Raw genomic sequence first — 18672 nt, 5'->3', positions numbered from 1 at the left:
TGGCCTCCGAAATTTCCGGAAAGCCCCTCCCGCCCGTCACCGCTGAACTGAGTGCACGCCAGCTTACGATGATCATGAGTCAGATAGAGCAGGAGAGGTGTCATGGCCCTTAGAAACGAAATCCTCGTTAAAATAGCCGAATGGCTCCAGCCCGATAATTTTCAGGACTATGCTCCCAATGGGCTGCAAGTAGAGGGTAAGGAGAGCGTAGGCGTTATCGTGACGGGAGTGACGGCATCGCAGGCACTGATCGACGCCGCAGTCGCACAAAACGCAGACATGATCCTTGTCCACCACGGCTACTTCTGGAAAGGTGAAGACCAGGCTATTCGTGGCATGAAGAAAAACCGGATCAAGCAATTGCTGGACAACGACATCAACCTCGTCGCCTACCATCTGCCACTGGACGATCATCCGGAGTATGGCAACAACCGGCAACTGGCGGAAGTGCTCGGAATCCAGAATCCGAGGCCGCTGGGGGGGCTGGTCTGGCAGGGTGAGTTGCCGGAGCCCTTGTCAGTGGAAAAGTTTGAGTTAGAGATGGCTCGGGCTCTGCACAGGCAGCCGTTGCACGTTGGTGCCGGGGCAGACAAAATCAAAACCGTCGCCTGGTGTACGGGCGCCGCTCAGGGCTTTATCAACGTTGCTTTGGAGGCGGGCGTAGACGCCTACATCAGTGGTGAAATCTCGGAGCCGACAACTCATACCGCCCGGGAATGCGGCATTCATTACTTTGCGGCGGGCCATCACGCGACAGAGCGTTATGGAGTGCAGGCGTTAGGGGCGGCGATTGCTGAGGCGTTTGGTGTTACACACCGTTTCATCGATTGTGATAATCCGGTATGAAGATCGTTGTCAGGCTGCGCGTGGCGCAGCCTCTGATTTCGAATCAAGCCGGGCGCTTCTCGCCCTTGTCCAGGCCGTAGTCCTCGGCAAGCGTTCCTTTGGCCTCAGGGTCGGCCTTGGGTGCATAATCCCTGGGAGGTTCTGAAGGCTCGCCATCACTGCCATGCTCCAGTCTGCCCTTGGATTTCTGATCCAGCTCTTCCATCCAGTCTTCGTCATTGCACAGACGGTTGGCGCCACGAGCCATATGCTGGTTCACATCCCGGTAGGCGTCGTTGAACCGGCGCAACAGGTGCGCGGATTCCATAAAGTGCTCGTTCACCTGGGCCTGATAGCGCGTAAACTCGCTGCGCAGCTCTTCAATCTGCTGCTCCGCCCGGCGCTGCCGCAACGTTGCTCCCTGGCCGGAACGGCCAACCAGAATCCCGATGACAATGCCAACTACCAACGCGGCAACTGCCGCCAGAATCAGGTTTGTCATATGAAAATCGTCCTTATATTGCCTGGAAGTGAGCCAATCCCCGTAAACGGAGTATAACGCCCCAAACCGATTGAGCCCATGCTGAAACACTGAGCCAATCGTCGTATTGCCCCGAGAGCCGCCCGGCGTGGCGAAAAAACGCGAAATAGGCGACAATACCGCGCCGATTTTTCACTCGATTCAACTATTCAGGAAGCCTGATGACTGCAGCTACGTCCTCCGATACCGTTGCGAACCTGACCCCTTGGGAGCGTTACCAAAAGGATCTTGAACGCCCGGATTTTCATAAGGACCCCGCCCAGGTAGATGCAGTTCAACGCTTGCAGGCACTGTACGATAAATTGGTGGCTGCTGAAAACGAGCGCAACAAAGGGCTGGCCAAACTGCGCCGCAAACTCAAGAAGGGTAGGGAAGAGCCGGTTAAAGGCCTGTATTTCTGGGGTGGCGTTGGCCGGGGTAAAACCTATCTGATGGACACCTTTTTTGAGTCGCTGCCGTTCGAGCGCAAGATGCGGGTGCATTTTCACCGCTTTATGCAGCGTGTCCACAACGAGTTGAAGGCCTTGAAGGGGGAGAAAAACCCCCTTGAAATGGTGGCTAAAAAGTTTGCGGACGAAACCCGTGTCATCTGTTTCGACGAATTCTTTGTCTCCGATATTGGCGATGCCATGATCCTTGCCACGCTGATGGATGGCCTTTTTGGTCGTGGGGTTACCTTGGTGTGTACGTCCAATATCGTCCCCGATGGCCTGTATAAAGATGGCCTCCAGCGCGCCCGGTTCCTGCCTGCCATTGAGCTGGTAAAGAAGTACACCGATGTGGTGAATGTGGATGGCGGCGTGGACTATCGTCTCCGCACCCTGGAGCAGGCAGAGCTTTATCACTGTCCGCTGGATGATGAGGCGGATATCAGCTTGCGGAACAGTTTCGACGCCCTGGCCGTCGAAGCGGCGAAGCACAGTAAAACCATGGAAATCAACGGTCGCAAGATTCCGGCCCAGGCCCACGCAGACGATGTGGTCTGGTTTGACTTCAAAGACGTGTGTGACGGCCCCCGGAGTCAGAACGATTACATCGAAATGGCGCGCCAGTTCCACGCCATTATCGTCAGCAATGTACCGGTGCTTGGTGGCGACAAGGACGACCAGGCGCGCCGTTTTATCAACATGATCGATGAGTTTTACGACCGCAACGTCAAAGTCATTATCTCCGCTGCGGCGCCCATCACCGAGCTCTATTCGGGCGGGCGCCTGAGCTTTGAATTCGAGCGCACGGAATCCCGGTTGCTGGAAATGCAATCCCGGGAGTATCTCGAAGCGCCCCACAAACCATAACCAGAATCATAAAGAACCAACAGAGAGGTCACAGCATGAGTCAGGACAACGTTGTCATCGTGAGCGGTGTTCGCACCCCCATGGGCGGTTTTATGGGCAGTCTTGCCCCGGTGTCCGCGCCGGAACTGGGCGCTATTGCCATCGCCGAGGCGGTGAAGCGCGCAGGCCTGCAGCCTGCCGATATTCAGGAAGTCATCATGGGCAATGTGCTGCCAGCCGGCCTGAAACAGGGCCCCGCTCGCCAGGCCATGCGCAAGGCGGGGCTGCCAGACAGTACTGGCGCCACCACCATTAACAAACTTTGTGGCTCCGGCATGAAAGCCACCATGTTTGCCCATGACCTGATCAAAGCCGGCTCAAACGACATAATGGTCGCTGGTGGCATGGAGAGTATGTCCAACGCGCCACACATTCTGCTGGGTGCCCGCCAGGGTTACCGTATGGGGCCTGGGCAGGCGCCTCAGGACCATATGTTCCTGGATGGCCTGGAAGATGCCGAAACCGGCCGTTTGATGGGATCTTTTGCCCAGGAAATGGCGGACAAGAAAGGCTATACCCGGGAAGAAATGGACGATTACGCGATTTCCTCCCTGAATCGTGCCAAGAAAGCGATTGAAGAAGGCCTGCTCAAAGAAGAGATCATCCCCGTTACCGTCAAGACCCGTAAGGGCGAGGTGGTGGTAGAGGATGATGAGCAGCCCCACAACGCCAACATTGAAAAGATTCCGACACTGCGCCCGGCGTTCGCCAAAGACGGTACCGTGACTGCGGCAAACGCGTCTTCCATCTCCGATGGCTCTTCAGCACTGGTGCTGATGCGTGAATCCGAAGCCGAAAAACGTGGCCTCAAGCCCCTGGCGCGGATCGTTGCCCATAGCACTCAGTCCCAGCATCCCAGCGAGTTCACCTGTGCGCCAGTGGGCGCGATCCAGACACTTTTCCAGAAAACCGGCTGGACCAAGGACGATGTTGACCTTTACGAGATCAACGAAGCCTTCGCCATGGTGGCCATGATGCCTATCAAAGAGCTGGGCCTGGATCCGGACAAAGTGAATATTCACGGTGGTGCCTGTGCCCAGGGGCATCCGGTTGGATCGACCGGTTCCCGTCTTCTGGTTACCCTGATGCATGCCCTCAAGCGCTATGGCAAAAAGAAGGGTGTTGCCGCGCTCTGCATCGGTGGTGGTGAAGCCACCGCAATGGCGATCGAAATGCTGTAAGACGACAGGTGGTTGCACTCCTGAATCTTGTCTATAGTGAGGGAGTGCGAGCCCCGGCTGAACAGAGAGTGACAGCAAAATCATACTTTTGACTGATCAAAGCCCCCGAAAGGCTTAGCTATAGTGCAATCATCACGGCACTGTGTGTACAGCCGTCAGGACACCTAACACCAGAACAATCGAGCAGCGACTCAGAACAACAACGGAGTAGCCTTCCAATGACAAGAAAAACTCAACCGTGGCAGCGTTGGACCAAGTTACCACTTGCCGTAGCCATAGCCGCCGGTGTGTCCGGCCAGGCAGCAGCATACTCGTTCTACATGGGTGATGTTGAGGCTCAGTTCAATACCACGTTATCTGCCGGTGCTTCCTGGCGAGTAGAAGAAGCTGACAAGCGTCTTCTGGCTCCGCATGATGGGCGGGGTACTGCTTCCACCAACAACTATGACGACGGTAATCGCAATTTCGACAAAGGCGATACCATCTCCAAGATCATCAAGGGTAACAGTGAGCTGTTCCTGGATTATGCAGTCGACAGTCAGTATCTGACCCGCGTAGGTGGTTTTGTTCGTGGCCGCTATTGGTATGACTTCGAGCTCAAAGACGAGAATCGCCGTTACGTAGAGCTCAACGAGAAAGCAAAGGATAATGCCTCAGGCGGCGAAATCCTCGACGCCTACGTGTTTTCTGACTGGTATTTCGGCAACATCCCCGTGAGCCTGCGCTATGGTAAGCAGGTGGTGAGCTGGGGTGAAAGTACCTTTATTCAGGGTGGTATCAACACCATCAACCCGGTAGACGTTCAGGCGTTCCGTGCTCCGGGCTCTGAGCTGAAGGATGCGCTGCTGCCGGTTGAGATGTTCTACATGTCTGCCGGTGTGACTGAAAACGTCTCCATTGAAGCCTTCGTTCAGGCCAAATGGGAGCCGGTCCGGCCGGACGATTGCGGGACCTTCTTCTCCACCATCGATTTTGTCGCCGATGGCTGTGGCCCAATCTGGCCAGCAGGTGATGTGAGCGAGGCTCAGAGTCAACTGATTGATGCCACAGATGGACTTGGTCTTGGTGGTTACGCCATTAATCGCCTTGCTGACGTAGAAGCGGACTCAAAGGACCAGTTTGGTGTGGCGGTTCGCTGGTATGTGCCGGCGCTGAATGATTCCGAGCTGGGCTTCTATTACATTAAGTACAACAGCCGTCTGCCGTACGTCAGCGGTGTGCTGAACGATGGTCCTGGGCCCCAGGCGGGTGGGTTCCCTGAGTACTTTATGGAGTACCCGGAGAACATTGACCTCTACGGTATCAGTATCAACACAACCACGCCCGGCGGCTGGTCGCTGGGCGCCGAGTATAGCTTCCGTGAGGATGTGCCCCTTCAGTGGAACGCATTTGAGCTGATCTACGCTGGTCTGCAACTGCCGACCAATCCCAATGATCCAAATTCGACGCCTGTAAGTCTCTTGCAGCAGCAGCGGCAAAAAGAACTTGGAGCGGACTTCGATATCAACGGTCTGAGGGCTTCTGCCTATGACCGTTACAATGTCTCCCAATTCCAGTTCACGCTGATCAAGTTCTTCGATCAGGTTATGGGTGCCAGCCGTCTGTCCCTGATCAATGAAGTGGGTATGACCTGGGTACACGATCTGCCGGGCTACGACGAGGCACGTTATGGGCGCTCCGGTACTTTTGGCGTAGGTCCGGTGCCCACGCCTGCGGGTGATATCTGTCCCCAGCTGAATCTGAACCCGGACTACTGTGAGAACGACGGCTATACCACAGACTTCTCCTGGGGCTATCGCACCCGCCTGGTTTGGGACTACCCGAACGTGTTTGCAGGTGTGAACCTGTCGCCACAGTTGGCCTGGAGCCATGACGTAGAAGGTTACTCTCCGCAGCCGGGTGGTGCCTTCAACGAAGGAAGCAAAGCACTTGGTCTGTCTGTTCAGGCGGTTTACCAGAACAAGATCACAGGCAACATCGGCTACACAAACTTTTTCGGTGGCAAACCGTATAACGAGTTGACCGACCGTGATTTCGTGAGTGCAAGCGTTTCCTACTCATTCTGAACCGGACCGAATTCGTTCAACGAGGTAATTTAGATGAAACTGAACAAGAAACTACTGGCCACAGGTGTACTGGCTGCAAGTCTCTTTACCGGTCAGGCCTGGGGCGCGGTTTCTGCAGAAGAAGCGGCCAAGCTGGGCGATACTCTGACCCCGATGGGTGCAGAGAAGTCTGGTAATGGCGGTGCCATCCCGGCATGGACCGGCGGGTTAACAACTCCGCCGGCGGGCTACAAGGGCGACGGTATCTATGTAAATCCGTTCCCGAATGAGCAGCCCGAGTTTGTCATTGATCAGAGCAATGTTGATCAGTACGCCGACAAGCTGTCTCCAGGCCAGGTGGCGATGATTCGTCAATACGCTGATTACAAGATTCCGGTGTATCCGACCCATCGTACGGCGGCGTACCCGAAAGAGGTGATGGACGAGACCGTTGAAAACGCCACCAAGGTGGAGTTGATTCAGAACGGTAACGGCCTGGGTAATTATGAGAGCGCGACGCCGTTCCCGATTCCCCAGAACGGCCTGGAAGCTATCTGGAACCATATCACCCGGTATCGCGGTGGTTCGGTGCAACGGAACGTTGGCCAGGTTACTCCGACGGCCGGCGGCGACTACTCAGTGGTCAAGTTCCAGGACGAGCTGACATGGCGGACTTACCTCAGCGATTATCAGCAGGGTGAAGACGACAACGTTCTGTTCTACTTCAAACAGGCCATTACCGCCCCGGCCCGTCTGGCGGGTAACGTACTGCTGGTTCACGAAACCATTGACCAGGTGGCAGAGCCGCGTCGGGCGTGGATCTACAACGCCGGTCAGCGTCGAGTTCGCCGTGCTCCGCAGGTTGCCTACGATGGCCCGGGTACTGCAGCCGACGGCATGCGTACCTCTGATAACTTCGATATGTACAACGGGGCGCCAGACCGCTACAACTGGGAGCTGCTGGGCAAGAAGGAAATGTACATCCCGTACAACTCCTATAAGCTGGTGGATCGCAGCCTGAGCTATGACGAGATCATCAAAGCCGGCCACATCAATCAGGAGCTGACCCGTTACGAGCTGCACCGGGTATGGCACGTGCGTGCAACTCTGAAAGACGGTGAGCGCCACGTTTACGCCCAGCGTGACTTCTACATTGATGAAGACTCCTGGCAGGCGGCGGTTATCGATCATTACGATGGCCGTGGTGAGCTCTGGCGTGTAGCAGAAGCACATGGAATGCAGTTCTATGACCAGAACGTACCCTGGTACGCCATCGAAGTACTGTACGATCTGCTTTCCGGTCGTTACCTGGCTCTTGGCCTGACCAACGAGGAAAACCAGCCGTACACCTTTGGTGTTGATCGTCAGTCCCGGGATTATACGCCGGCGGCTCTGCGTCGCGCTGGTACCCGTTAATAGCGGCTCTTCAAAGCTGTTAGAAAAAGCGAGCCGCCACGGCTCGCTTTTTTTTTGCCGTTTGATCTTGTCTCCCGCGTTAAAAATTCGCCTCTAACCTCTTTTTTCCCCGTCAATTTTTTGCAGCAGGCACCTGCTTTAGTTTAACCTCTCCCTGAAGACTCATACTAAAGGCGTACCCCATGCAGGGCGCCATGCCGTTTTCGGCAAGAGCAAGACTCTTATTTTCCGGTTCAGGCTTTCGTCTGGCCGGTTTCAAACGGGGCAGTGCGTGAAATCCTTTAAAGAAGGCTGTGCAGCCAACGACGAGTTCCAGACCGCGAACAGTGGTCTACAGAGCGGTGAGCTGGTGCGGGATCTTATGGAGCACCGGCTGCGGGTTCCCTCTGTACCAGGCGATACCCTGGCAAGGCCGGATCTGGATCGAATAATCTGCCAGGCCTTGCAGCCGGGGCGGTTGCTTCAGTTAGAAGCACCGGGAGGCTATGGTAAAACCCACGCACTGGTCAGTGCGCTTGCCAGTGAACCGGATGTGAATGTTCGCTGGATCGCCCTGAATGCCGGCGACAATGCCCCCTCCCGTTTTCTGTCAATACTTGCGATAGCGTTAGGGCTGGCAGAGGTGCTGCCGCCCAATGGCGGTACCTTTGAAGATCATTTGACCATGCTTCTGGTCAATCGAGGTCGGCAGGCCCGCGAGGCCAGAGAAGTGCTGGTTCTGGACAATGTCCATTATCTTACCAATCCGGCGGTCAGCGGCTTATTGCATCAGCTGGTCACCCATCTGCCGTCGGGTCTTTCCGTTGCCATGGCTTCTCGGCTTCCGGTGCCCTTTGAGAGCCACACACTGGAATTGAATGGCAACTACACCAGGCTGGGACCCGATATTCTGGAGTTTTCACGGTCTGAAACCTTTGAGTTTTTTGCGAAAGCGCGCTCCGACAGCCTGATTACCAGCGTCGCGATTGATCATTTATTCGGGCTGACTGAAGGTTGGCCAACGCCACTGGCACTGTATCGGCGGGAGCTGAAACAGGGCGGGGAGCGTCGGGCCCTGCACGAAACCCCTTCGGTAGAGCGTTTCCTGAAAGACTGTATTGCGGCCCAGCTGGGGTCCGCTCAGTTGAAATCACTGCGGGCGATTGCCGAGATGGACAGCTGTTCGGATGAGTTGTTTTTCGCTATCGAGCCTTCCGTGTCAGAGTCGGGGATGCCACCGTCTGAGGCTGCTGATCGTGGTCTGCCCTTGAAGCCGGTCCCTGGCCGGGGCCGGTGGTATCGCCTGAACCCATTGCTACAGGCCTGGCTGCAAACCCCGGTGATGGGGGGCTACATCACCCGAATGCTTATGGCCAGCCGATGGTTCGAGCAGCGCCAGCAATTCCCGGAAGCATTAAAGTATGCGGTCCTGGCCGGTGATAGCGATGAGGTCGTGCGCATTGCCTCCGAGAGTACCGAGGCGCTGTTACTGGGCCAGGATACTGCCTCTTTGTTGAGCTTGAGAAAAAACCTGCCTGCAGAATTGCTGGAGCGAAGCGCCCGGCTGCGTATTGTTTACGGCTGGGTACATGCCATTGGTGGTCAGTTCCAGCAGGCAAAGCAGCTTCTTGAAGGCTTCAATGACCGGGACCGGAACGAGCATGAGGGCCGCATCTACGCTTTGAAGGCGTTTATATTGCGCGGTGAGGGCTTTGTGCAGCCCGCGTTGGCCATGGCTGACAAGGCGCTGGCGATGGGTAGTATGTCGACCCAGGCGCAGTTGGTGACTCAAATTGTTCGTTCGAGCGCGCTTTGTGCGGCCGGGTCTTTTCAGGAGGCTCGGGATGCCAATCGTGTTGCTTCCAAGCTGGCCCGCGAAGCTGGCGATTCGGGGTCTGAGGCCCTGGCGGTATACGCCCATGCCCGCATTGAACTGGGTAAGGGGGCACTGCGCCACGCGGAGCAACTTTTGCGAACCGGGCTGGATACGGCCATGCAGGAGCTCAGCCGGCCGGCACGAATCGGGGAAACCCGCCTGCAACTGAATCTGGTCCTGGTACTCTGGCATCAGGGCCGTCTGACGGAAGCCGATCGACTGCTGGTCAACTGTGCCCGTCATGCCGAACAGACCCGTGATCTCGGGTTGCTGCTCGCCATGGCGTTGAGGGTGCTGATGTGTCGCGCTCAGGGCCGGATGGATGATGCCTTCGTCTGGGTGGGTCGGGCAGAGCGCACCATGCATACCTGGCAGGTGGATGAGAGCCTGTACGTACCGGTGCTGGAAGCGTTGAAAGCCAGCTGTTGGCTGGCTCAAGGCCAACACGACAGTGCGACGCAGGCGATCGCCAAACTGGAACCTTACCGTAAAGGTGGATGTGTACCAGAGCTTTTCCCGATGATGCCAGGCCTGCTGGATTGCTTGCAGGTGCGGGCTGATATGGCCAATGGCGACCTGGTGAGAGCCCGGGAACATCTGGATGCTGTCTCTGAGAAATACGAGGGCAGCATGCCCTGGGGGCTTCAGCTGCATGCGGGTTTGCTGGATGCTGTTCTGCTGGAAGCCGAGAAAGGCCTTCCTGCCGCCCGGAAGAGGCTGGAGAGCGTCGTTGCCCAGGCGAGCCGGGAGCATTTTATAAGCCCCTTTGCAGAGCTTATGAAAGAGCTTGGGCCGCTGATGGACAAATGCTATCGCCATCTGGATAACGGGCCCTTTACCGCAGCGCTTGGGCAGCTGTTTGGTTGTGAGCCAGTGGTAACGGCGACAGATCCCCTGGCCGAGCCCATCAGCGATCGGGAGCAGGGCGTTCTGGAATTGATCGCCCAGGGGCTATCAAACCAGGAAATCGCCGACAAATTGCACATTTCGCTGCATACCGTGAAAACCCACGCCAGAAGGATAAACGCCAAGCTGGATGTTAAATCACGGACCCAGGCAATTGTCCGGGCCCGGGAGCTGGGGCTGCTGTAATACCGCAGCCCCGCGTGGGTTATTCGTTAGCTGTTCTCGGCCAACAATGTTTCAATTCGCTGGTCTTTCTCCGCCCAGATCTCACTTACCCATCGCTGGAAGTCGACCCTGACCTCCCGGTTGTTTTCGTAATCCATTCCAAGAAAACGCTCCGGCACTTCGCGGGTGTGAATATCGATCACGATCTTGCGCACCCGTCCGCACAGGTAGTCCCAGATGCCGGGTCGACCACCGGGATACACGATAGTGACATCCAGCATGGTATGAATCATCTCGCCCATGGCGCCAAACACAAAGGCCGTGCCGCCCGCTCTGGGTTTCAGCAGATGCTTGTAGGGTGAATTCTGGCGCTGGTGTTTTTCCGGAGTGAAACGGGTGCCTTCCATAAAATTGAAAATGGTCACTGGTGTGTACCGGAATTTTTCACAGGCGGCCTTTGTCGCTTCAATGTCCTTGCCTTTCAGTTCCGGGCGTTTGGCGATCTGTTCCTTGGTATGTCTGTGCATAAACGGGAAATCCAGAGCCCACCAGGCAACTCCTAACAAAGGCACCCAGATCAGCTGCTTTTTCAGGAAGAACTTCAGCAGTGGGATTTTGCTGTTCAGTACATATTGAATAGCGGGAATGTCAGCCCAGCTCTGATGGTTGCAGGTGACAAAATACCAGTGCTCCTTGCTGAGTTCTTCCGCACCACGGACCTCCCATTCCACCCGGTGGAGCAGATTCATCAGGGTGTTGTTGAAGCCGATCCAGTACCAGGCAATGGCGTTCAGCACGATGGTGCACGCTTTACGAAATGGCCGGACAGGAACAATCAGTTTGGCCAGCGCTATAAGCACCAGTAGCGGAAGAAACACCAGGGTGTTGATCAGTATCAACAGCACCGCAAGAGCACCTTTTAGCGGTGCGGGCAAGAAATCAAGCATTGGAAAATCTCTGATCTGTCAGTTTCAGTAATCAGCCTTCGAAAGGGGTCGCTTTGCCGCCGGAGCCACCCGGCAGCAGGGTTGTGTCCGGTATGGCGGATGCCAGCCGTTCAAACTGCGCAGGGGTTCGGTCACCCAGCAGAGTTCTGAACTCCTTGTCGTAGAACTCCAGGTTGTTGTAACGGATCATGGCGCGAATCTCTTTTATGTATTCTTCACCGCGTTCGGAATAGCCCAGCAGGCCCTCTGCAAGCTCCCATCCAGACAGGGGTTTCCGGGCTTTGCGGTCAGCGAGCCGAATGTCTCTAACTGTTTGGTAAGTGGGATGACGGTTCAGGTTCTGAATGTAAGAGCGCACAGAGTAATAAGGCGACGGGAACTTTGCCACTTCGTGGTTGGCGCCTTCGATTCGACTTTGCGGGACCAGTCCGCAGCCCCGGGAGAAGCACCATTGACCGAAGAGATTGTTGCCTTCGGTCGCAAACCGGGAGGTACCCCAGGCGGATTCATTGGCCGCCTGGGCCAGGATCAGCGACGGGGGAATAACATCCAGGCGTTTCCGAAGCAAGGCAAATTGCTGGTCACTGCCAGGCTCTGCCTCAATACGCAGTCGATCTCCCTGGCTCGTCAACCATGTGAGCTCATCTTCGGTCAGTGCCGCTTTTTCCTCAAGCGAAGCCAGATATTCCCGCTCAAGCAGAATGCGGGAATTGGCGAGAACAATTCTGGGATAGAGGTAAGAGAAGAACGCGACTTTCTTTTCAGTGGTGTCCTGATAGGTTGAGAAGTCCGGAAGACCCTCATTCGCCCAATTTGGAAGCGGTGGCAGAGAAGACAGCGTAACTTCGCCTTCGCCTTCTCCCGGCAGGGTGTTCTGACTTGCGGTTGGTGTGTAAATAGCACCCGCAACAGCAAACGCAAACAACGGCATCAACAGCATCAGCGCCCGGTTAACTGCAGTCATAAACCCCTCGTTACTATCGATATGGCTTGAATTATAACAGGTTATACGGGGCTGTCCGCGGTTCAGGTTTTAAGGCGCAGAGGATTCCTCAACAAGGGTTGCGAGCAATAGCCCGGTTTTCATTTCCGGGCCGGTATCGTCGCTGATAACCAGGAAGACCTGGTTGCCGGCCGCGGTATAGAAGCCGCGCATCTCGTATTCTCCGGCGCTGGTAATCGAAATGCCCCCTTCCAATGTTGTTGTGAAGCTGCCATTAAATTGCATCGGCAGTTCTTCAGGGGCCACCACCTCGTTGTCTTCGATAAGGTGGTTCACCATCATGGTTGTGCCCTCGAAGCTGGCAGAACTGTTCGCCAGGGTCAGCTGTGCATTGTTCACGTGGTAGAGCCGGTTTTCCTCCTGGGTCACGCCAACGATGGCGCCCTGTAGCCGATAGGTGCCTTCTGTCAGTGCTCCGTCTGTGAGCGTTTTTCCTGCCACCAGGAGGCCACTGCCCAAGGTGCCATCATTGAGGTTAAAGGCCATCAGATCTTGATTTGGGGTTGCCGCCCCCAGGCCCATGTCGGGGATGCCAAAGTTGGGGTCGTTGAAGTTGGTTCGTTCGTCGATCTCGTTGCGGAACAACCCCAGCCGCCCCATATAAATATCACCCGAGCTCAGGCGGGAACGCCGGTTAATCAGATTCCAGGTGTCGTTGCTGGTATCGGGTGTGGCTACGCCACCGGAGGCGTTGCGGGCCAGGGTGAACTGATCCACATTGGCGGTGCCGTTGAGAGTCTGATCGTTCGCTGAGCCGAATGCCCATCGACCATGCCCGGTTTCGAATGTTGCAGGCGCCCCATCGGCGAAGCGGGTGGAGAGGTAAGCCACGTTATAGGCCTGTCCGGCCATATCGGAGATCTGGAATGCCTCCGCACGTTGGAGGTGTAGCTCGAATGCGCTCAGGTAGTGGTTTTCGAGAGTGTTCCGGCGTTTGAGCTTGCCGTTATCATCTTCCAGCGCGATCGCTTTGCCGCCGGTGAAATAGTTGGTCAGTACCCGGTCTGGCCCGCTCTGGTCATTCACCGGTTCGGAAGTAAAGGCATCCAGATAGTACGGGTTTCTGGTCCAGCCATTGATCAGGCTGCTGTTTCGTTTGGTGATGGTTTGGTAAAGGGCTCTTCCCGCCAGCAAGCGAGCCGGTGTTTCGGTGGTCAGTGTGGCAGCGCCCGGGGCGCTGGAATGGCTGTTTCGTTCCCAGGTTTCGGTCCCGCGCTCGAAAAAGAGCTGCTCTGGAATGCCGGAATTATTCCGCTCGAAAAAACCGTGAATCTGCGTTTGGCGATCGTAAGGTATGTCCGTGGCCAGAGACGTGATGTTCAGGTTGAAGGCATCGAATGACGTGAGCGTCAGTGCGGGATACAAAAAGGCGCGGTTGTCCTCGGTCAGCCGCTCTACCTGAGCCATACGGACGCCCCACTGGCCGGCTCCAGCCACATTGGATTCGCGAAATGTCTGGCCCAACTCCAGGCCGAGAAACACGGAGTTGTAATCCGCCGCACTGGCGGAAATACGGTCTGAGGATGCCTGGCCGAGCAGTGCGTAATCCGCCATATCTGCTACATAGCTGGCAAAATCAGCCCGGTTAGCCAGTGTAGAGGTCGCTTGGGTAACGTTAGCGTTCTCCGGAATATCAATCTCAAAATCGTGTACCTGATCGGCCAGCGTTCCCCATACATACTTGTTCAGGCACGACGCGTTATCCACGCAGGCCAACACGGTCTGAAAATCATTGGTGGAGTACCGGCGCCAGAGCACCTCGGTAACCAGGTAATGGGAAAAGGGGTTCACCTTTACATCCCTGTCGGCGTCTGCTGCCAGAGCGGTCATCGTGGCGGTGCCATAACGGGCCTCAATGATCACATCCGGACCAACGGGAACGCCATTATCAAAGGTCAGAATAAAGTGGCCGTCCGTCCCTTTTTCAGTGGAGTAACGAACATCATCAAAGGTTTGTGCGCTGGTGTTGGTGCGGTAAACCCGAACCTGATCGGGAATCACAATACGAAGGTTACGCCGTGTTTGCTCGCCCTCAGGTGCCAGATTAACGGGTAATTCCATGGTAACCCGTACCTGATTTGGCTTCAGGCCCCGGGCGTTGCTGGAATCCCCGGTACTGCCGGAACTGAAATCATCCAACGCGTTCTGAGTGTTGCCAAACCGGTTGGGAATGTCTTTGGCGCCGTCAATCGCGCTATCTCCGCCCCCACAGGCGGAAAGCAACAAGGAAGTAGCCAATATGGAAGGGATTGTCAGTCTCATGAAAGCGCAGTCCGGTTTGCAAATGTCCGGACAGACTAGCAGTAATCAGGAGGGCAGGGCGTGAATGGCTGCACGAATCAGTCACCCGGCAAGGCGCCGGGTAACCGAGGCGAAGGGGTCAGAAGAAGATCTTGATACCGGCCAACACGCCCTCATCCAGATTCACATCTGGAGAACCGGCAAAATCCAGTTCTGTATTCAGGTAACGGTAACCGGCAAACACTTCCGCATTACGGATGACACGGTAGCTGCCCCGAAGTTCTACGCTGGTCATGTCGTCGGAATCGCCGAACGACAGAATACTTGGTGCGTAGTGCAGGCTGCCGCCAAACGACAGACCGGGCACGGTCGGAATGTTCACCGTGGCGAAACCGCCAAGGCCGATGGCACCGCCATCAACATCGTCGTCATCCCAGCCGACGCCACGCATGCCGATGCCGGCAGTTGTTGGCAGATTCCCAAGGGCAGTGCGGCCCTGGGCATGAAAATCGGCGTTGATAATGTGGCGACTACCTTCATGGTAGGTGTATCCAGCACCCATTTGCAGCTCTTCCTGGCTGCCGAAGAAGTTAACCTGACCTTTGACCGAATCGTTGGTCAGACTCAGATCCAGGTCACTGGCCAGAACCGGAGTGGCGGCTAGAGAAAGTGCCAGTGCTGAGACGCGGGTAATCTTCATGTGTACACCTTTTTTGCTGTCGTTATGAGAGCGTGGCCGGCGCAACTGCCGGTATATGCGATAGTTTCAACGTCAACGGATGTTAAACATCTGCCGGGTGGTTAACAACTTAAAAGCCCGTAAGTGGCTCGCAACCAACACGTTAGTGACGGGTAACTTCGCCGCCCTGGTCGAGATCATCGGGAGAGGCGTTTTCGGCGGGCACCCGATACTCCTCATTGGCCCAGGCACCCAGATCGATCAGCTTGCAGCGCTCAGAGCAGAAGGGGCGCCAGGGGTTGGTCTCGCTCCATTCCACGGATTTCTTACAGGTGGGACACTCTACATTCATGGCATGATTCCGGGCAGGTGACTTGCGGCTTCATCAGGATGTTGCAGAAGCCTGACAATATTGTTCCAGCACTGCCCGTAGCATTTCAAGGTTGACAGGTTTAGCCACAAAGGAATCCATGCCCGCTTCGCGGCAACGTTCCTCGTCTTCTTCCATAGCGCTGGCCGTCAGTGCCACAACCGGTACCCGGCTGCGACCATGGTTGGTTTCCCAGGCCCGGAGCTGGCGTGTTGCTTCGTAGCCGTCCATCCGGGGCATAACGCAGTCCATGAAAACCACATCAAACTGATGCCATTGCCAAAGCGAAGAAGCGGCCTGGCCATCGTTTGCCGTCATGACTTCGCAGCCCAGCTTTTCCAGCAACCGCCGGGTAAGGGTGCGGTTTACCGGATTGTCCTCCACCAGCAGCACCCGCATCCGGCCGCAAGGGATTTCTCGCTGGCGACTTCCAGCATCCGTCATGGTTTTCAGAGAAAAGCGGGTAAGAAACCGGCGTTCCTGTTGAGTGTCATGGGTAAACAGCTGATTCAGGATCGGAATCAGGTAGGATTCCCGAAGGGATTTGCTCAGGAAGGCATCGGCACCGGCCTGGCGAAAATGCTCGGCGTCCCCTCGCTGGGGGTTGGAGGACAGGATCAGCAGCCTCATTTCGGCCCATTGCGGGTTGCTCCGTACCTGGCGGCACAGTAAATCCGCATCCATGTCGGGCACGAATCCGTCCAGAATTGTGGCATCGTAGGGAATGCCTGCGTCAAATGCCTGCCTTAGTGCGGTAAGAGCCTCACCTGCTGACCGGACAGCATCAATATGAACCTCGTAGCGGGAAAGCATCTCCAGCGTAATCTTGCGTGACAGCTCATAGGAATCTACAACCAGTACTCGCCTTCCCTGCACCTGTCGTGAATCCGGTCGCACCTTGGCGGAGCCGTCGGTTGCTTCCTGAAGTGACAGTTCCACCCAGAAGGTAGAGCCCTCGCCGGGCCGGCTCTCCAGATCCATCGAGCCGCCCATCAGATCGACCAGTTGACGGCAGATGGTGAGCCCGAGCCCCGCACCAGGTAACTGACGCTGGAAGCGCTGACCAAGCTGAACATAGGGCTCGTATACCAGAGGTATATCCTCCGGATTTATACCAACCCCGGTGTCCTCAACCGCCAATCGAAGGCGCACTTTGCCTTCTTTTCTGCCAAGAAACTCGATGCTGATCAGCACGTGGCCGGAATCTGTGAATTTAATGGCATTGGATAACAGGTTCAGCAACACCTGGCGAATGCGTACCGGGTCTCCCGTCAGCGCCCAGGGCAGGTTTTCATCCACCCGTACTTCCAGGGCCAGACCTTTTTCCCGGGCCCTGGAGCCAAGCATATGAATCAGGTCGTTCAGGGTTTCGCGCAGGTCAAAAGGAATAGCCTCAAGCTCCAGCTTGCCGGCTTCCATGCTGGAGATATCCAGCAGGTCATTGATGATGGAAGACAGGCTTTCCGAGGCATTGAGGAGGGTGTTCACATACTCCCGTTGCTCCTGGTCTAGAGGCGTGTCGGTCAGCAAATTGGCGTAACCGAGGACAGACTGAAGCGGAATACGCAGCTCGTGGCTGACATTGGCCAGGAACTGATTCTTGGCGTGATTGGCTCGGATGGCTTCGTCCCGTTCGCCCTGAGTCTGGATGGTGGTCTGCCTTAAGGAGCGGGTGTCCTCAAGAATCTGCAACCGCATCTTATTCAATGCCTGTTCCAGTTCTGAAAGCTCATCGGGCCGGGAAGGGTTGCGCCGGCGCAGCTTGAGAGGTTCAACAAGCGCATCCAGATTCAGCTTGGCCGCATAGTCCGCCATGGTTTCCAGGTGGCGGGACAGTGCTACCCGTACAATCAACAGCAATCCCAATGTGCCCAGCATCACCACAATGGACTGGAACAGGAGATTCAGCAGGGCGCGCTCCAAGATGTCCTGATATACCTGCTCAATCGACGAAACAATGGTCAGTTCACCCACCCGTTGCGGACGGTCAAAACTGGAACGGTTGAATTCGAGGGGGAATGTCTGGGTAATTACCCGGCCTTCAGGGTAGGAGCCGGTACTGAATTCTTCGCCGGTGGTTGTGATCACCCGTGCATAGCCAATAAAAGGCATGGAACGCATGTCGTCCAGGCTATTGGCTACTTCGCTGAAATTCATCACCCACAGGTTGGTGCTCATGCCGCCGGCGATAAGGTCAGCGGCGCGCTCCTGACTGCTCTGCAATTCCGATTTCTGGCGTTCGAATTCGCCAATCATCTGAACACCCGTTGCCACCAGTGACAATATCAGGCTGTACAGCAGCACCCACCCAAGCAACCGCAGTGCCAGTGGGCGCAAACCCAAACGCTTGAAGAACTGGTTTGAAGGCAAGGCACAAGTTCCCTGTGTCGACTACAAAATCACCAAGGTGCATCTTAACAGACGGATATCACTTCCACACGCATGATTGAATCTTCGTTCACAAATCGAAACCGAACATTCTTGTCGAACAGGTTGGCTCCGTAGATTCGTTGTTCATCCCGTCCTCGGCGGAACGACGGGCGCGGGTCGTAACTGACGACATCCTCAATCAGGGCGCGGAAATCCGGATAGTCGGCCTCCGGAAGCTGGCTTAGCTGGTCAGAGGCTTCCGGTGCAAAGGTCACCTCCAATCTGTCGGTCGGCGCGCTGTCTGCCCAGCCCAGTGATGCCTCCGGGACAGAATCCGAGAATGGCAGGTAGGGCTTGATGTCGAGAATCGGTGTGCCTTCAATCAGGTCGTGATTACTGATCTTCAGGACCAGTTCGCCATTCTTGCGAGCGAGCCCTTCGTTTCTGACGACTGAAAGGCCGAGACTGTTCGGGCGAAAAGGTGATCGGCTGGCAAACACACCGATTTTCTTGTTACCCCCAAGCCTCGGGGGCCGAACCACCGGGCGCCATTCGGCGCGAACGGCTTCATGAAACTGGAAGGTAAGCCAGATATGGCTCGCTGACTCAAGGCCCCGGAAAGCGTCTTCACGATCAAAGGGACTTTGTATAACCAGTTCCGCGTGGGCATGGCGGGTAAGGCCGGGTTGCCGGGGAACGCCGAACTTGTCCTGAAAGCAGGAGCGAGTGATGGCAATCGGTGTGAGTGTCAGAGCTTCCTCGGCGGGCCGGCTTTTATGCAGTGGTCTGCTCAT

General features: G+C 56.1%; 14 protein-coding genes. 6 read left to right on the top strand and 8 right to left on the bottom strand.

What is annotated here, in order from left to right:
- Positions 1–102 precede the first annotated feature (102 nt).
- Positions 103–846 (top strand): Nif3-like dinuclear metal center hexameric protein, encoded by a 744-nt coding sequence (locus tag Q669_RS14670; RefSeq protein WP_022992859.1) that lies wholly within the window; start codon positions 103–105, stop codon positions 844–846.
- A gap of 43 nt (positions 847–889) precedes the next feature.
- Here the strand turns inward: Q669_RS14670 and Q669_RS14665 are convergent, their stop codons facing one another.
- Positions 890–1327: a YhcB family protein gene (locus Q669_RS14665; RefSeq protein ID WP_011786143.1), complete on the bottom strand. Its 438-nt coding sequence runs from the start codon at positions 1325–1327 to the stop codon at positions 890–892.
- 236 nt (positions 1328–1563) lie between these two features.
- Here Q669_RS14665 and zapE point away from each other — a divergent pair, with 236 nt between their 5' ends.
- The 5 genes from zapE (at position 1564) to Q669_RS14640 (ending at position 10289) form a co-directional block, all read left to right on the top strand.
- Positions 1564–2661, top strand: coding sequence for a cell division protein ZapE (zapE, locus tag Q669_RS14660; protein WP_227501122.1), 1098 nt, complete (start codon positions 1564–1566; stop codon positions 2659–2661).
- A gap of 35 nt (positions 2662–2696) precedes the next feature.
- Positions 2697–3881, top strand: coding sequence for a thiolase family protein (locus tag Q669_RS14655; protein WP_014422096.1), 1185 nt, complete (start codon positions 2697–2699; stop codon positions 3879–3881).
- 218 nt (positions 3882–4099) lie between these two features.
- On the top strand, positions 4100–5947 hold the full coding sequence (locus tag Q669_RS14650) for a DUF1302 domain-containing protein (protein ID WP_022992857.1): 1848 nt from the start codon (positions 4100–4102) through the stop codon (positions 5945–5947).
- A gap of 33 nt (positions 5948–5980) precedes the next feature.
- Positions 5981–7342: a DUF1329 domain-containing protein gene (locus Q669_RS14645; RefSeq protein WP_022992856.1), complete on the top strand. Its 1362-nt coding sequence runs from the start codon at positions 5981–5983 to the stop codon at positions 7340–7342.
- Positions 7343–7613: 271 nt separating this feature from the next.
- On the top strand, positions 7614–10289 hold the full coding sequence (locus Q669_RS14640) for a helix-turn-helix transcriptional regulator (protein ID WP_022992855.1): 2676 nt from the start codon (positions 7614–7616) through the stop codon (positions 10287–10289).
- 26 nt (positions 10290–10315) lie between these two features.
- On the opposite strand, the gene Q669_RS14635 is transcribed toward Q669_RS14640, so the two are convergent.
- From Q669_RS14635 to tsaA, 7 genes are all read right to left on the bottom strand, one after another.
- Complete coding sequence (locus tag Q669_RS14635) at positions 10316–11215, bottom strand: acyltransferase (protein ID WP_022992854.1); 900 nt, start codon at positions 11213–11215, stop codon at positions 10316–10318.
- A 31-nt stretch (positions 11216–11246) separates the two neighbouring features.
- Positions 11247–12179 carry a glucosaminidase domain-containing protein gene (locus Q669_RS14630; protein ID WP_022992853.1) on the bottom strand — a complete coding sequence of 311 codons (933 nt, stop codon included), beginning with the start codon at positions 12177–12179 and terminating at the stop codon, positions 11247–11249.
- A gap of 69 nt (positions 12180–12248) precedes the next feature.
- Positions 12249–14480, bottom strand: a complete 2232-nt coding sequence (locus tag Q669_RS14625) for a hypothetical protein (RefSeq protein WP_036149836.1) — start codon at positions 14478–14480, stop codon at positions 12249–12251.
- A 118-nt stretch (positions 14481–14598) separates the two neighbouring features.
- Complete coding sequence (locus Q669_RS14620; RefSeq protein WP_022992851.1) at positions 14599–15159, bottom strand: YfaZ family outer membrane protein; 561 nt, start codon at positions 15157–15159, stop codon at positions 14599–14601.
- Positions 15160–15301: 142 nt separating this feature from the next.
- Complete coding sequence (gene yacG / locus Q669_RS14615) at positions 15302–15490, bottom strand: DNA gyrase inhibitor YacG (protein WP_011786133.1); 189 nt, start codon at positions 15488–15490, stop codon at positions 15302–15304.
- Between the two features lie 33 nt (positions 15491–15523).
- On the bottom strand, positions 15524–17878 hold the full coding sequence (locus Q669_RS14610) for a response regulator (RefSeq protein WP_022992850.1): 2355 nt from the start codon (positions 17876–17878) through the stop codon (positions 15524–15526).
- Between the two features lie 44 nt (positions 17879–17922).
- Positions 17923–18672 carry a tRNA (N6-threonylcarbamoyladenosine(37)-N6)-methyltransferase TrmO gene (gene tsaA / locus Q669_RS14605; RefSeq protein WP_011786131.1) on the bottom strand — a complete coding sequence of 250 codons (750 nt, stop codon included), beginning with the start codon at positions 18670–18672 and terminating at the stop codon, positions 17923–17925.

The organism is Marinobacter sp. C1S70 (genome assembly GCF_000475355.1).
GTDB classification, from domain to species: Bacteria; Pseudomonadota; Gammaproteobacteria; order Pseudomonadales; family Oleiphilaceae; genus Marinobacter; species Marinobacter nauticus.
The sequence above is the reverse complement of the archived record's forward strand: the minus strand, read 5'-3'. Positions and strand labels throughout refer to the sequence as shown.

Coding starts and splice junctions, on each gene's coding strand:
- Q669_RS14670 (WP_022992859.1), top strand. CDS start 103: ATGGCCCTTAGAAACGAAATCCTCGTTAAAATAGCCGAATGGCTCCAG.
- Q669_RS14645 (WP_022992856.1), top strand. CDS start 5,981: ATGAAACTGAACAAGAAACTACTGGCCACAGGTGTACTGGCTGCAAGT.
- Q669_RS14635 (WP_022992854.1), bottom strand. CDS start 11,215: ATGCTTGATTTCTTGCCCGCACCGCTAAAAGGTGCTCTTGCGGTGCTG.
- Q669_RS14650 (WP_022992857.1), top strand. CDS start 4,100: ATGACAAGAAAAACTCAACCGTGGCAGCGTTGGACCAAGTTACCACTT.
- Q669_RS14620 (WP_022992851.1), bottom strand. CDS start 15,159: ATGAAGATTACCCGCGTCTCAGCACTGGCACTTTCTCTAGCCGCCACT.
- yacG (WP_011786133.1), bottom strand. CDS start 15,490: ATGAATGTAGAGTGTCCCACCTGTAAGAAATCCGTGGAATGGAGCGAG.
- tsaA (WP_011786131.1), bottom strand. CDS start 18,672: ATGAGCAGACCACTGCATAAAAGCCGGCCCGCCGAGGAAGCTCTGACA.
- Q669_RS14665 (WP_011786143.1), bottom strand. CDS start 1,327: ATGACAAACCTGATTCTGGCGGCAGTTGCCGCGTTGGTAGTTGGCATT.
- Q669_RS14655 (WP_014422096.1), top strand. CDS start 2,697: ATGAGTCAGGACAACGTTGTCATCGTGAGCGGTGTTCGCACCCCCATG.
- Q669_RS14630 (WP_022992853.1), bottom strand. CDS start 12,179: ATGACTGCAGTTAACCGGGCGCTGATGCTGTTGATGCCGTTGTTTGCG.
- Q669_RS14625 (WP_036149836.1), bottom strand. CDS start 14,480: ATGAGACTGACAATCCCTTCCATATTGGCTACTTCCTTGTTGCTTTCC.